This is a genomic window from Arthrobacter sp. P1_B9 (assembly GCF_056406495.1).
On sequence record NZ_JBFUAA010000021.1, the window covers coordinates 15,277 to 28,450 of the forward strand.

A 13,174-nucleotide genomic window follows, 5' to 3' on the forward strand; every position below is an offset into this window, starting at 1 on the left:
TTGTGAGATGCTCAGTGCGCCGCGACAAGCGCCTGCGGGGCTGCCTGCTTCATCCGGGTCTGCAACCAGCGCAGCTGGACGGCTGTTTCGCCGTCGCAGCGGGACACGACGTCAAGGAGTTCCCGGTCGCGGAGCGCCGAGCCGGCCTGTTTGACCATGGCCCAGGTGACGTCGACGAGGCTCGCCAGGAGATAGAGGTCCTGGAGGTCCCGCAGCAGGCCCACCGGACCCTGCCGGGTTGCGGACAGTCCTTCGGCATGGATCCGTTCGGGCTCGTTATCTGAGCGGTCCTCCCCGTAGCGTTGAACGACGGGGAGCAGCAGCCGGCTGTGCTCCTCGCACTGCGTTGCCAGCGTATGGCACAGGAAGTGCACGTCGGGCTCGGCGGCGTGGCCTTCTGCCACTTGGCGGAAAGACTCCGCGAGGGTCTGTTCGGCCTTGCGGAGCATGCCCAAATAGATTTTCAGGTTCACGGCGTTCCTCCCTGGCGGCCGCGCCGGACCGCATCCGGAAAGCGGGGCGGGGAGCCGCCGACCCGTTCTGTGGCCTCGGCGTCTTTGCCTCCAGCGGTCGGCCGTATGGAACGTGGCCCAGCGGCAGCAGCCGGGCGCGATGCCGTCGTGGTGGGCGCAGGGGATTGGCCCACGGCGTCGCCGATCTTCTCGACGCTCACGGCGGCATTCTTGAAGGAGGGCTGTTTGGACACGGGATCCCACTCCGTGATCGTGAGTTCATTGGCAGCCGTCGGGTGTTCCCCGGGGGCACCGTCCTGGTCCCAATAGCCGTAGTGAAACGGTGCGAAGACGGTGCCGTTTCGGATGTCGCTGACGCGGGCAGGGACCTCGATCCGGCCCCGCCGCGACGTCACCCTGACGAGGTCGCCTTCCCGGATTCCCAGCCGGCCAGCGTCGTCCGGGCTGATTTCCACCCACGCGGTTGGGGCCGCGCTTGTCAGTACCCGGGATCTTCCGGTTTTGGTCCTCGTGTGGAAGTGGTACGCGGTCCGCCCGGTGGTGTACCGGAACGGGTAGCGTCCGTCGGGCTCCTCGTGCGGGGGATGGTAGTCGGCGGCCTTGAGGATGGCGCGGCCGCCGGGAGCGCGGGCCCGGAAGGCTTCAGGGCCGACGGTGGCTCCGGTCAGCAGGTCGTGGCCATAGCTTTCGCAGTAGTCCGGGTCCGTGGGGAAGATGCCATCCTCGTAGAGCCGTTCCCTGCCGTCCGGATTCCCGGTATTGCACGGCCACGGGATGCCGCTGCCGCCGCGGAGCCTGTCATAGGTGATGCCGGTATAGTCGCAGGGCCGGCCGCGGGAGCACTCCTTCCACGCCTCAAAGGCTTCCTCAGGGCCCGCCCATGGCAGTAGGGGTTTCCCGCGCACCGTGGTGAAGCCCATGCGGCGGGCGTAATCGAGGAAAATGTCCAGGTCGCTGCGTGCCTCCCCGGGCGGCTCCACGGCCTTGTCCGAGAGGTGGACGATCCGGTTGGCGTTCGTGAACGTACCGGTCTTTTCGCCCCACCCGGCGGCGGGAAGCACGACGTCGGCAACCTGGGCCGTTTCTGTGAGGTAGAGGTCCTGGATCACGAGGAACAGCCCGGGCTTGGCCAGGATGTTCCGGATTCTGGGGAGTTCGGGCATGGACACGGCCGGGTTGGTTGCCGAAATCCAGAGGAATTCGATCGAGCCCTGTTCGGCGTAGCGGAAGATCTGCATCGCATGGGTCGGGGGAGCCCAGTGCGGGATGGTCAGGGGGTCCACGTCCCACAGCCGCGCGAGTTCCGCGATGTGCTCCGGGTTTTCCCAGTTCCGGAAGCCGGGGAGGTCGCCGTCTGCCCCGCATTCGCGGTTATTTTGCGCCGTTGGCTGGCCGTTCATCTGCAGAATCCCGCACCCTGGCCGGCCCAGCAGCCCCCGCAGCAAGTGAAGGTTGTTGACCTGGCACGACGCCGCGGTGGCCTGGGCGGACTGATAGAAACCCTGAAGGACAGTGGAGAGCACCCGCGACGAGGTGCCGAAGATCCTCGCCGCTTCCCTGATGCGGGCGGCGTCCACGTCGCAGACCGCTGCGGCCGCCTCAGCCGTCCATGGCTCGACCGCGGCCTTGAGTTCGTCCAGGCCGAGTGTATGCGCCTGCACGTAGTCCTGGTCGGCCCAGCCGTTGGCCAGGACTTCACGGACCAGTGCGTTCATGAGGGCCAGATTGGTACCCGGCCGTATGGCCAGATGAACGTCCGCGTACTTGGCAACCTCGGTGTCGCGGGGGTCAACGCAGACGAGCTTTGGGCGGTCCGGCCCCGCAATGCGGTCCAGCACACGGGACCACAGCACGGTCTGCGTTTCGGCCATGTTGTGCCCGTAAAGGAAGATCGCGTCGCAACTGTCGATGTCCGTGTAGGTTCCGGGCTGGCCATCGGCCCCGAGAGACTCCTTCAACGCTGCAGCTGCCGTCGCCGTGCAGAGGCGGGTATTACCGTCCATGTGGGGAGTGCCAATGCCGGCCTTGCCGAGGACGGCCAGGGCATAGTATTCCTCGAGGAACAGCTGGCCGCTGGTGTAGAAACCATGGCTGAGGGGTCCCCGTTCCTCCAGCAGCTGCCGGCTTCGCTGTGTGATCCGGTCCATCGCGGTATCCCAGTCGCATTCGACCAGCCGGCCGTTCTCGCGGATCAAAGGCCGTTTGAGCCGGTCTTTGCCGGACATCCCCTGCCAGCTGGCAAAGAGGCCCTTGGGCCCAAGCCGGCCATGGTTGACCAGATCCCCTGCGCGGCCGCGGATCCCGACCATGGCCCCGTCTTTTACGGCGATGTCGCACGCGCAGCCGTTGCTGCACAGCACGCACGCTGACTGAACCCATTGGTCCACGTCGCCCTCGGTGACGCCATCACCCAGAGCCTGGTCCACCCGCACCGGCCACAGCCCGTCCTTCGGGTAGGGAGTTCTCGTTCCCCAAATCTCGGCAATCCGGTCAACCACCGTCATCCTCCTGTTCAGCTGCTCCGCACGTTAGGAGCGGTACCCCTGCAGTTCCCGGACCCGTCACATCCGGCCGCCCCGGCTGCTGGAGAAACCCGCGCGGCAATTGAAGTGCGGGTCCCGTTGTTGAAACATCGGCCCGATCACCAGATTTATCAGCATGCTTAGCAGCAGTCCAGAGCTTTCCGAAGAGTCGCGTCCTGGCATCGCTCCGACGCGCTCCGCGCCTCGGAGTTTCCGAGAAAGGACGTGAGAAGGAAGGGGCATTGAATTATAAGTAGACTTATGTTTTCCTGCTTCTAAGTCCTGTCACGGGCTAGACCAGAATCCATGTTCAAAAGGACCACTGACATGGCTGACTCCAGGAAAATTCCGGCCCCGCACGGGCAGATCCGCCAGGCTTTCGAGAACCGGCTTGTCCTTGATTACTTGGATCTCGCTGAGTCCCTGGCAGCACGCTTCGCCGGCCGGGGCCACGAGCGGGAAGACCTGATCCAGGTGGCCTATCTGGGACTCGTCAAGGCGGCTAGAGCGTTCGACGAATCCAGAGGCACCACCTTCCCGGGTTTTGCCGCCCCAACCATCACTGGGGAACTAAAGCGCTATCTGCGCGACCGTTGCTGGGTCGTCCGCCCCCCGCGCCGCATACAGCTCCTCCGTGCCGAACTCCTGCGCACTGAGCCGGCCCTCGCGCAGACCCTCGGCCGCACCCCCACTCCTGCGGAGCTGGCGCGGGAACTTGGTGTATCGGTCGAGTCCGTCCTGGAGGCAGCGGCAGCTGTTTCCAGCATGCGCCCCGATTCGCTCGATAGTTCCGACGGCCGCGGTGACGGGGCGCCGGCCGCGGAAGAGCCGGCGGTGCAGGAGCCGGGATTTGAGCGGCTTGAGGAGGTGGTGTGCCTGAGCCGGGTCATCGCCGAGCTCTCCGCCCCGGAGAGGGCACTGTTGTACCGGCGCTATTTTTGCGGGGAGAGCCAGACGGAGTTGGGCAGGAGATTTGGAGTGTCGCAGATGCAAATCTCGCGCCGGCTCTCACGGGTGCTCGTGCAACTGCAGCGGCGGCTCACGGAAACGGAATCTCAGAGCAACCCAAGCCCACGGACCGCTTCGAGCACATCGTGAACAGAGACACCCAAAAGCGCTGGATCCGGGTCGCCGGCAAAGGGGTCGCCGCGGCGCAGTTCGGCTTTGGTCAAGGCGATGTGCGGCCCCGGCGGGGGACCCCATTCCGCCGGCGTGGCTGGCCCGAAGAGCACAACGGAGGGCCGGCCGTAGGCCGACGCGAGGTGGGCCGCGCCCGTGTCAGCCGAGATGACCAGGCGGGCGCCGGCAACCAGAGCCGCGAATTCCCCTAGCGGTTGGCGGCCTGCAAGGACGGCATCGGCCTGGAACCCGGCCCCGCTGGCAACTTCCGAGGCGCGGCTCCGCTCCGCAGCGCTGCCTGTGAAGAGCACGCTGTGCCCGGCGTCCCGCAGGAGTCCAGCAACCTCGGCGAACCGTCCGGCAGGCCACAACCGGCTGCCGTAGGCAGCGCCAACATGGACCACTGTGGCCCCCGGCTGCGGCGTCGGGACGGCCGAGGCGCCCAGGCGCAGATCCTCGGCGTCGGCGTCGATTCCGTGCCATTGCAGCAGCCGCGTCCAGCGTTCGCGCTGGTGGATGCCCTCCACCCAAGCCGGCCCGGAACCAGCACCGGCGCCCGCTTCGTGGGCGATCACCCGGGTGGCCAGGAGCGCTTGAATCCGGGATTGGCTCTCCGGGCCGCGGCCGTGGAGGTTTACCGCAACGTCCACAATCCCGGGTTTCAGCGCCAGTGGTTCATTTAGCCCTTGCGCATTCAACAGTTCAAAACCCCCAACCAGCTCTACCGCCTCCCCGAGCCAGCTCGGTGAGGCGTACAGCCGGCGGTGGTTGGGGTACGCGCGGCTCAGGGCGTGCAGGGCCGGGACGGCAACCAGCAGATCGCCGAGCTGCAGCGCCCGTAGAACCAGCAGTACCGGCCTTCCATCTTCTCGAAATCCGCCCATCGTGGCCGCCCTTCCGAGTTCGCCTGATTTTGGATTTTAGTCCGGAGATGGACCCGCCGGGCGTTTAGCTGGACTGATATCGGGGAACAAGGCACTTATGGGACCTTTTCCCCGACCACCGCTGAGGGCCGTACTGTTCGATCGGGACGGCACCCTGATCCGTGACGTGCCATACAACGGCGATCCCAAGTTGGTGGAACCGATGCCTCAGGCCGGGGACGTGCTGCAAACCCTTCGGTCCATGGGAATTGCCGTAGGCGTCGTGAGCAACCAATCGGGGATAGGCCGCGGGATCCTGACCACGGAGCAGGTTGCGGCGGTCAATCTTCGGGTTGAGCAGCTCCTGGGGCGATTCGATGTCTGGGAACTGTGTCCGCACCGGCCCGAGGACGGCTGCAACTGCCGGAAGCCGGCACCCTTCATGATTTGCGGGGCGTGCCGCCGGTTGGGAATCACTACCGCCGAGGCCGCGTACATTGGCGACATTGGAGCTGACGTTGAGGCGGCCCGCGCGGCGGGTGCCCGCGGCGTCATGGTCCCCACGCCCCTGACACTACCGGTGGAAGTTGAGGCTGCTCCAGAGGTCGCTGTGGATCTTCGTTCCGCATTGTGCCTTTTGATGAAGGCACCATCCGGACGGGCCGCCTCGTGAGCCGCGTCCTGGTGGCTCGGCTGGACGGGCTCGGCGATGTCCTGCTTGCGGGGCCAGCGATCCGCGCAGTCGCGCACGGGCGGCATCCGGATGGCGGGGCGCCGAACGATGTCATCCTGTTATGTGGCCCCCAAGGAGAACCAGCTGCGTCCCTCCTGCCTGGCGTGTTCGAGTTCTACAGCTGGAGTTGCCCGTGGATCGTGAAGCCTGCTCCACGAGTTGCTGGGCCCCATCTGGAAACCCTGACGTCGTTCGTGAGGGACTCCAGGGTCACCGAGGCCGTCATTTTGACTTCCTTCCATCAGTCTCCCTTGCCGCTGGCCTTGTTGCTGCGGCTAGCCGGAGTCGGACGGATCACGGGAGCTTCAGTGGACTATGCCGGCACTCTGATGGACGTTCGACTCAGGCCCGGTGAGGATTTTCCCGAAGACCAGCCTGAAGCCGAACGTGCGCTCGGCATCGCCCAGGCAGCTGGCTTTACCTTGCCCCGCGGAGATTCCGGGAAGCTCCGGGTGCACGATTATCCCGATGTCCGGTATCTGGTGGGGGAGGAGCCCTATGTCGTGGTCCACCCCGGGGCGTCCGCCCCCTCACGGGCGTGGCCCCCGTTGCATCACGCCGCGGCCGTAGAACTGCTCGAAGGGGCAGGACACCGGGTAGTGGTGACAGGCGGGCCCGGAGAAACGGGCCTCACGGCAACAGTCGCCGGCCCGTCCGCTTTGGACCTGGGCGGCCGCACGGACCTGAAGGCCCTTGCCGGTGTGCTTGCCGGAGCCGAAGCCCTGGTTACCGGAAACACAGGGCCTGCTCACCTCGCCGCGGCGCTGGGTACGCCGGTGGCAAGTCTGTTCTCGCCCGTGGTGCCCGCGATCCGATGGGCCCCCTACGGGGCGCCCCTGGAGATCCTCGGCGACCAGAATGCGCCGTGCAAACTCAGCCGTGCCACGGAGTGCCCGGTCCCGGGTCATCCTTGCCTGTCGACTGTGGCTCCCGAACAGCTCGTGGATGCAGTGGAACGACTGATCGGCGGGGTGTCCTCGCTATCCACCCGCCGAAAGGTGCGTCACCCATGAGAATCCTGCTCTGGCACGTACATGGATCCTGGACGGACGCGTTCGTCCGCGGTGCCCATGAGTACCTCCTGCCGGTCCTGCCCGAACGTGGGCCATGGGGTCTGGGCCGGGCAGGCCGGTCCTGGCCGACCTCTGTCCGCGAAGTCCGGCTCGACGACCTTGACGCCGACAGTGTGGATGCTGTGGTGCTGCAACGGCCGGAGGAACTGGGCGAGGTGACCCGGGTCTTGGGCCGACGGCCCGGGAAAGACTTGCCGGCAGCCTATGTAGAGCACAACACCCCCAAGGGGAACGTGCCGAATTCGGTGCATCCGCTGGCAGACCAGCAGTTCATACCCATAGTCCACGTCACGCATTTCAATGAACTGTTCTGGGATAACGGCGCCGCGCCCACGCTCGTGATTGAGCACGGCATCCCTGATCCCGGGCATACCTACACCGGGGAGATCCCGGAGCTGGCAGCCGTCATCAACGAGCCCGTCCGGCGGTGGCGGGTGACCGGCTCGGACCTCCTGGACCGGTTTACTGCGGCGGCGCCGTTGCGGATATTCGGCATGGGCGCCAACGGGTTGCGCGCCGCCGCCGCGTTGCCGCCCCAAAGGCTCACGATCTGCGGAGATCTGCCCGCGCCCGAGCTGCACCGCGAAATGTCTCGTTGCCGCGTCTACCTCCACCCCTTCCGCTGGACCTCGCTTGGCCTGGCACTTCTCGAGGCCATGCACCTTGGCATGCCCGCAGTAGCGCTGGCGACCACGGAGGCGGTACGCGCACTGCCGCCGGAAGCGGGAGCGATCTCCACCGACGTCGACGAACTCGTGCGCGCCGCGAGGGTGCTCATCGATGACCCGCAGGAAGCAAGACGGCGCGGTGACATTGCCCGCGAGGTGGCCCTGGACCGGTATGGCCTCCAGGCCTTCCTCGCTGCCTGGGATGTCCTGCTGGGGGATGTGACCGACGCGCGCTTCCGCACCGGCAGGCTCCTCAGTCCAACTCAAGAAGGGAAGAACCAGTGAAAATTTCAATGGTTTCCGAGCACGCCAGCCCGCTGGCCGCCCTCGGCGGAGTTGATGCAGGGGGGCAGAACGTCCACGTGGCGGCCCTGTCGGCCGCCCTGGCGAGGCGCGGCCACGACGTCACGGTATACACCAGGCGGGACTCAGCGGACCTGCCGGGCAGGGTCCGGATCTCCCCGCGGCTGGAAGTGGTCCACGTCCAGGCCGGACCATCAGCGCCCGTGCCCAAGGACGAACTCCTTCCCTTCATGGGCGAACTGGCGAACGGATTGGCGCGCGATTGGGCACGACGGCCACCTGATTTGGTGCACGGGCACTTCTGGATGTCCGGCGTGGCGGCGCTTGACGCGGCGCGGCGCAGGCCAGGCGGCAGCGTCCACCTCCCGGTGGTCCAGACCTTCCACGCCCTCGGCACGGTCAAACGCCGCCATCAGGGCGGAGCGGACACCAGCCCTCTTGAGAGGCAATGGCTGGAGCCGTCGGTCGGCCACGGCGCGGACCGGATCATCGCCACCTGCTCCGACGAGGCCTTCGAGCTCAAGGCGATGGGGATCCCTCCGGAGAAGATCTCGATAGCCCCATGCGGGGTCGATCTGGATCTCTTTACGGGTTCCGGACCCGCCGACAAACGCAACAGGACCCACCGAATCCTGTCGGTCGGACGTCTCGTGCCCCGAAAGGGCGTCGAAGTGGTCATCCGGGCACTGCCGCTGCTGATGGTCGCCGGATTTGGCGACGTCGAGCTCCTGATCGTCGGCGGCGGAGGCGATGCCACAGCGACCGAATCAGACGCCGAAGCCCGCCGCCTGCTGGCCATCGCTGCGGAACTCGGTGTCCGGGAGCACGTCATCTTCCGTGGACAAGAGCCCCGGGAGGCCATGCCGAAGATCTTCCGCAGCGCAGACGCCGTCGCATGTACGCCATGGTACGAACCGTTCGGCATCGTGCCCCTCGAAGCCATGGCTTGCGGCGTCCCGGTGGTCGCCTCGGCCGTGGGCGGCCTCAGGGACACCGTCGTGGACGGCGGCACTGGCCTGCACGTTCCGCCTTTGGACCCCGGGGCCACCGCTGCTGCGCTCGCCCGGCTGTTGTCCGATAAGGGGCTGCGGGAGGAACTGGGCCGCGCTGGCCAGCAGCGCGCACGGGCCCGCTACAGCTGGGACCGGGTGGCGGCCGAGACTGAAAAGGCTTATTTGCAGACCCTCACCGGAAACGCGACGGCCCGGCGGCTCGGCGCCGCCGGCCAAGTGCACGCCGCGGAAGGAGCAGTGCTGTGACTATCGAGCCGCCGCTTACGCAGGCACAAATCACACCCCGATCGGTCCCGTGGGCCGGCCTGGTGTCGTCAGCGGTTCAAGGTGGCGAAAGCGCGGACACCAAGACTCGTCCTGACTCGGTCGCAGCAGTCCAGGCGCACCTGCGATGTGTGGTGCCGTCCCTGGAATCGTTGCTGGGCCAGTCCCCGACACTGGCTGCCTGGGGCGAGGAACTAGCCCGGCGGCTGCTGGGCGGAAACCGCCTGCTTGCCGCCGGGAACGGCGGTTCCGCGGCGGAGGCCCAGCATCTCACGGCCGAGCTGGTGGGACGTTTCGACGCCGAAAGGGCGCCGTTTTCCGCCATTTCGCTGCACGCCGAGACCTCCGCGGTGACAGCTATCGCCAATGACTACGGCTTCGAGGAGCTTTACGCCCGGCAAGTGCGGGCGCACGGCCGCCCCCGGGACATCCTGATGCTGCTGTCCACAAGTGGAAAAAGCCCCAACCTCCTCCGCGCGGCCGAAGCTGCCGCCCGGGTGGGCGTCACGACGTGGGCTATGACCGGCCGGGGGCCGAACCCCCTCTCGCTCAGGTGCGATGAAGCGATTGCCATCGATGGGCCCGCAGCCAACGTCCAGGAGTGCCATCTGATCGCCTTGCACGCAATGTGTCGGGCGTTCGACGCCGAGATCCATCGACTGGACCGGCACAAACAGCAGCAACGGGGGCGGCCATGAAGATCGCGGTTGTAGGTGACGTGCTGCTCGACGTTGACCTTGACGGTTCAGCGACCCGGCTCTGCCCGGACGGGCCAGTGCCCGTCGTGGACGTCGCGGCCGTCAGGGCGAGAGCCGGGGGTGCCGGGCTCGTGGCCCGGATGCTGAGCAGTGACGGCCACCAGGTGTGCCTCGTGACCGCACTTGGCCGGGACGAACCAGGCCATCGGCTCCTGGAACAGCTGAGCGCCATCACCGTGGTCGCCGGCCCGTCAGGAGCCCCGACCCCGGTCAAGACCCGCCTTCGGGCAGGAGGGCACCCGGTGGCCCGGTTTGACGAAGGTTGCCAGTGCCGGCCCCTGCCGGAAGTGACACCGGACATGCTCCAGGCACTGGAGGGAGCCGGGGCCGTGGTCGTGGCGGACTACGGCCGCGGCCTGACGTCGAACCGTGCCCTGCGCACTGCACTCGAACGCCTCGCCCGGGACATCCCCGTCATCTGGGACCCGCACCCGGCCGGAGCCGATCCTGTTCCAGGGGTCGCCGTCGTGACACCAAACCACTCCGAGGCCTCCAACATCGCGGCCGCCCTGAGGGCCAGGGCGTCGGCGGCTCCGTTCCCGGAGGCAGGGACGGACTCGATGGCGGGGACCGGTGAACTCGCGGGCAAGCTGTTGCGGCATTGGCGCAGCCGGGCCGTCCTCGTCACACAGGGCGGACAGGGAGCGACCCTCGTACGGGAGTCGTCACCCGCGCCTGTTCAGCTCCCGGCGCCGCGAATCGCTGTGGCTGATGCTTGCGGTGCGGGCGACAAGCTCGCGGCCAGGCTGGCGGTCCACCTTATGGCCGGAAGGGGGCTCGAAGATTCCTGCCGCCGAGCGGTCCGCGAGGCCTCTTCATTCCTGGCAACAGGCGGCGTTGCCGCCCTGCCGTCGGCGCCTCCGCCACTGCCCTTCCCGGCACAGGAAACTGACGCGCTGGACTGGATCCGCAGGGTGCGGCAAAACGGTGGAACCGTGGTTGCGACCGGCGGGTGCTTCGATCTCCTGCACGCCGGACACGCCCGCACCCTCGCAGCAGCCAGAGCCCTGGGCGACTGCCTCGTCGTCTGCCTGAACTCAGATGCCTCGGCCCGCCGCATCAAGGGGGCAAGCCGTCCCATCATGGGCGAACAGGACAGGTCCGAGCTGCTGCTTTCCCTCGAAAGCGTCGACGCCGTCGTGGTGTTCGACGAGGACACCCCGGAACGGTGCCTTGAACGGTTGCGCCCGGACGTCTGGGTGAAGGGCGGTGACTACGAGGCCGCACAACTGCCCGAGTCCGCCGTGGTGGAGAGCTGGGGAGGCCGTTGCCTTAGCGTTCCCTACCACCCTGCCCGCTCCACGACCCTGCTCGCCGCGGCGCTCGCCCGCGTGGGCTGACCCAGCGGCAAATGGTCAGATCATCTGAATCCATTTCCCGTGAATCCAAACCGGCCAGGTATTGGCCGCCAATGAAAGGAACACCATGAAGAGGTTTAGCCCACCTGCCCCATCCACGCCCGGCAGGGTGGTGGTGAGCGGAGGGGGATCAGGACTTGGTGCCGCCGTCGTCAACGCCGTGCTCGACGCCGGCGGGACGCCGTTCGTCCTCGACCGCGATGTCCGGAACGTGTCCGCGGCGAAGGCCCTCGAAGTCGATGTTGCTGACCGGGCAGCGGTGACGGCCGCCATTGCGCAGGCCGCGGAGGCCCTGGGCGGATTGGACGCGGTGGTGACAGCGGCAGGAATTGACCGGTGCGGAAAGCTCGAGGACGTCCCGGCAGACGACTGGGAACAGGTCATCTTCGTCAATCTCCTCGGTACAGTCTCGGTGGTGCGGGCGGCCCTGCCGTACCTGAAATCCTCCCGCGGCCGGGTTGTCACGGTGGCCTCGACGTTGGGGTTGCGGGCGCTGCCGGAGGCTTCGGCATACTGCGCGTCCAAGTTCGGCGTCATCGGATTCAGCCAGGCGCTTGCCGCGGAGACGGGTGCAGAGATCGGCGTGACCACGCTGATCCCGGGCGGGATGAATACCCGGTTCTTCGACGACCGGGCCGAGAAGTACAAGCCGCAGGACGGTTCGCGCCTGAACGATCCGGCCAGGGTGGCGCAGGCCGTGATGTTTGCACTTTCCCAGCCTCCGGGCTGTGAAGTCCGCGAGTTGCTCATCTGCCATGCGCAAGAGGAGTCCTGGCCGTGAACCACCGCACGTCCGCGTAAACATCCGCCGGACTGATTCCCGCCAGGAGGGAGGTATCGTGCCCGCAGCGCGGCGCCGTCCATCCCACCTGGGTGAGGTCGGCGCCGCATTGCGGGCACCGCGTCACCCATGACAGATGGATGCGGTGCAGGCTTCGGCCCAGCGGCCCTGCGTTGATCAGGTTGCCAACCCAGTACAAGCCCACCGTCGGCGTCCCCAGGGCCTGGGCCAGATGGCGGGGGCCGCTGTCATTGCCCAGCAACACAGCACAGCTCTCCAACAACGCCGCCAAGGCGCCCAGGCTGAGTGTGCCGGCCAGTGAGATGACCCGGTCTGAGCCGGCCGCCGTCACGACCCCGGCAGCGAGTTGCCGTTCGTCCGCGGTGCCTACTACCACCACACGGCAGCCATCGGCGGCGCAGGCCGCCGCCACCTCGCCGAACCTCTCCGCCGGCCAGCGCCGGCGGGGATCCATGGCGCCGGGATGGACAGCCACAACAGGGGTTGCCGCGCTGTCGCGGAGGCGATCAAGGAATTCCTTGACCTTGGACAGGTGCTGGTCCTGTGGCCGCAGCCTGGCTTCCAGGTCAACCGGGGGAGCGCCGGCCAGTCCCGCCACCTCCAGCCCCCGAAGCGGCTCGTGCTGGTAATAGGCGTAGGGGACGCTACGCTCCAGTGGCGTAGCGTCGGGCGTCCGCGTTCCCACGGTGTGGCGGGCCCCCAAGCGCAGGAGGAACGGATTGGAGTAGCGGCCGCCGCCATGAAGCTGAACCGCGAGATCGAACTCCTCGTCCCGCATGGAGGCCAGGAAGGCGTCGGTGGCTGCGGGTTCTTCCCTGCCGGGCCTCAAGCCTTCCACTATGGGCAGCACCCGGACGTCTCTGACCGGCCCCAGGGTGCCCCCCAGCAGTTCAGTGTGGACGGGGGTCCCCAGCATCGTGACACTTGCCCCGGGGTACGCCGCGACGAGCGCCGACACTGCCGGCAGGGCAAACAGCAGATCACCCAGCCCGCCGCCCCRCAGGACCGCGATCCGCGAGACCTTCGGAAATTTTTCCAGCACCGGCCCGACGCCCCAGCCTGCTATGTCAGCTCCGCCGAATTCCGCCCTGAGGTCCGCCACCACCCGTCCTGTCCTGTCCGTCCGGTGCACATGTGTGGGGCCACCATAAATCCCGGACGCAACCTTTGGCTACATTTCGCCCCGCAAGCAATGGTCCGGTTTCCGCGGACCGGCACTGGATGT

The 13,174-nt window shown here is 67.2% G+C and carries 12 protein-coding genes; 8 read left to right on the top strand and 4 right to left on the bottom strand.

The features are described from left to right. Positions 1–11: 11 nt before the first annotated feature. Positions 12–473 (bottom strand): hypothetical protein, encoded by a 462-nt coding sequence (locus tag AC1D1A_RS20120; RefSeq protein WP_476948542.1) that lies wholly within the window; start codon positions 471–473, stop codon positions 12–14. Then, the gene (locus tag AC1D1A_RS20125) at positions 470–2,977 is read right to left on the bottom strand and encodes a molybdopterin oxidoreductase family protein (protein ID WP_476948543.1); all 2,508 of its coding nucleotides are present in this window, start codon (positions 2,975–2,977) and stop codon (positions 470–472) included. Before AC1D1A_RS20125 ends, AC1D1A_RS20120 begins: the two co-directional genes overlap by 4 nt. Positions 2,978–3,322: 345 nt before the next feature. Between AC1D1A_RS20125 and AC1D1A_RS20130 the strand changes: the two genes are divergently transcribed. Further along, complete coding sequence (locus AC1D1A_RS20130; RefSeq protein WP_476948544.1) at positions 3,323–4,093, top strand: sigma-70 family RNA polymerase sigma factor; 771 nt, start codon at positions 3,323–3,325, stop codon at positions 4,091–4,093. On the opposite strand, the gene AC1D1A_RS20135 is transcribed toward AC1D1A_RS20130, so the two are convergent. Further along, on the bottom strand, positions 4,051–4,998 hold the full coding sequence (locus tag AC1D1A_RS20135) for a glycosyltransferase family 9 protein (protein ID WP_476948545.1): 948 nt from the start codon (positions 4,996–4,998) through the stop codon (positions 4,051–4,053). The two genes, AC1D1A_RS20130 and AC1D1A_RS20135, sit on opposite strands and share 43 nt — an antisense overlap. A gap of 97 nt (positions 4,999–5,095) precedes the next feature. Between AC1D1A_RS20135 and AC1D1A_RS20140 the strand changes: the two genes are divergently transcribed. From AC1D1A_RS20140 to AC1D1A_RS20170, 7 genes are all read left to right on the top strand, one after another. Beyond that, positions 5,096–5,650 (top strand): D-glycero-alpha-D-manno-heptose-1,7-bisphosphate 7-phosphatase, encoded by a 555-nt coding sequence (locus AC1D1A_RS20140; RefSeq protein WP_476948546.1) that lies wholly within the window; start codon positions 5,096–5,098, stop codon positions 5,648–5,650. Next, the gene (locus AC1D1A_RS20145) at positions 5,647–6,723 is read left to right on the top strand and encodes a glycosyltransferase family 9 protein (protein WP_476948567.1); all 1,077 of its coding nucleotides are present in this window, start codon (positions 5,647–5,649) and stop codon (positions 6,721–6,723) included. Before AC1D1A_RS20140 ends, AC1D1A_RS20145 begins: the two co-directional genes overlap by 4 nt. Beyond that, positions 6,720–7,736, top strand: coding sequence for a glycosyltransferase (locus AC1D1A_RS20150; protein ID WP_476948547.1), 1,017 nt, complete (start codon positions 6,720–6,722; stop codon positions 7,734–7,736). Before AC1D1A_RS20145 ends, AC1D1A_RS20150 begins: the two co-directional genes overlap by 4 nt. 8 nt (positions 7,737–7,744) lie before the next feature. After that, complete coding sequence (locus tag AC1D1A_RS20155) at positions 7,745–9,013, top strand: glycosyltransferase (RefSeq protein ID WP_476948568.1); 1,269 nt, start codon at positions 7,745–7,747, stop codon at positions 9,011–9,013. Then, the gene (locus tag AC1D1A_RS20160) at positions 9,010–9,729 is read left to right on the top strand and encodes a D-sedoheptulose-7-phosphate isomerase (protein ID WP_476948548.1); all 720 of its coding nucleotides are present in this window, start codon (positions 9,010–9,012) and stop codon (positions 9,727–9,729) included. Before AC1D1A_RS20155 ends, AC1D1A_RS20160 begins: the two co-directional genes overlap by 4 nt. After that, positions 9,726–11,129: a PfkB family carbohydrate kinase gene (locus AC1D1A_RS20165; protein WP_476948549.1), complete on the top strand. Its 1,404-nt coding sequence runs from the start codon at positions 9,726–9,728 to the stop codon at positions 11,127–11,129. Before AC1D1A_RS20160 ends, AC1D1A_RS20165 begins: the two co-directional genes overlap by 4 nt. 85 nt (positions 11,130–11,214) lie before the next feature. Beyond that, positions 11,215–11,928 (top strand): SDR family oxidoreductase, encoded by a 714-nt coding sequence (locus tag AC1D1A_RS20170; protein ID WP_243177893.1) that lies wholly within the window; start codon positions 11,215–11,217, stop codon positions 11,926–11,928. Here AC1D1A_RS20170 and AC1D1A_RS20175 read toward each other — a convergent pair. After that, a complete protein-coding gene (locus tag AC1D1A_RS20175) occupies positions 11,894–13,051 on the bottom strand; it encodes a glycosyltransferase family 9 protein (RefSeq protein WP_476948550.1) in 1,158 nt (385 codons plus the stop codon). The genes AC1D1A_RS20170 and AC1D1A_RS20175 overlap by 35 nt on opposite strands. Positions 13,052–13,174 lie beyond the last annotated feature (123 nt).

What these genes read in the sequence shown, in the direction of transcription:
- AC1D1A_RS20125 (WP_476948543.1), bottom strand. Translation starts at nt 2,977, where the DNA reads ATGACGGTGGTTGACCGGATTGCCGAGATTTGGGGAACGAGAACTCCC.
- AC1D1A_RS20130 (WP_476948544.1), top strand. Translation starts at nt 3,323, where the DNA reads ATGGCTGACTCCAGGAAAATTCCGGCCCCGCACGGGCAGATCCGCCAG.
- AC1D1A_RS20135 (WP_476948545.1), bottom strand. Translation starts at nt 4,998, where the DNA reads ATGGGCGGATTTCGAGAAGATGGAAGGCCGGTACTGCTGGTTCTACGG.
- AC1D1A_RS20140 (WP_476948546.1), top strand. Translation starts at nt 5,096, where the DNA reads ATGGGACCTTTTCCCCGACCACCGCTGAGGGCCGTACTGTTCGATCGG.
- AC1D1A_RS20150 (WP_476948547.1), top strand. Translation starts at nt 6,720, where the DNA reads ATGAGAATCCTGCTCTGGCACGTACATGGATCCTGGACGGACGCGTTC.
- AC1D1A_RS20155 (WP_476948568.1), top strand. Translation starts at nt 7,745, where the DNA reads ATGGTTTCCGAGCACGCCAGCCCGCTGGCCGCCCTCGGCGGAGTTGAT.
- AC1D1A_RS20165 (WP_476948549.1), top strand. Translation starts at nt 9,726, where the DNA reads ATGAAGATCGCGGTTGTAGGTGACGTGCTGCTCGACGTTGACCTTGAC.
- AC1D1A_RS20170 (WP_243177893.1), top strand. Translation starts at nt 11,215, where the DNA reads ATGAAGAGGTTTAGCCCACCTGCCCCATCCACGCCCGGCAGGGTGGTG.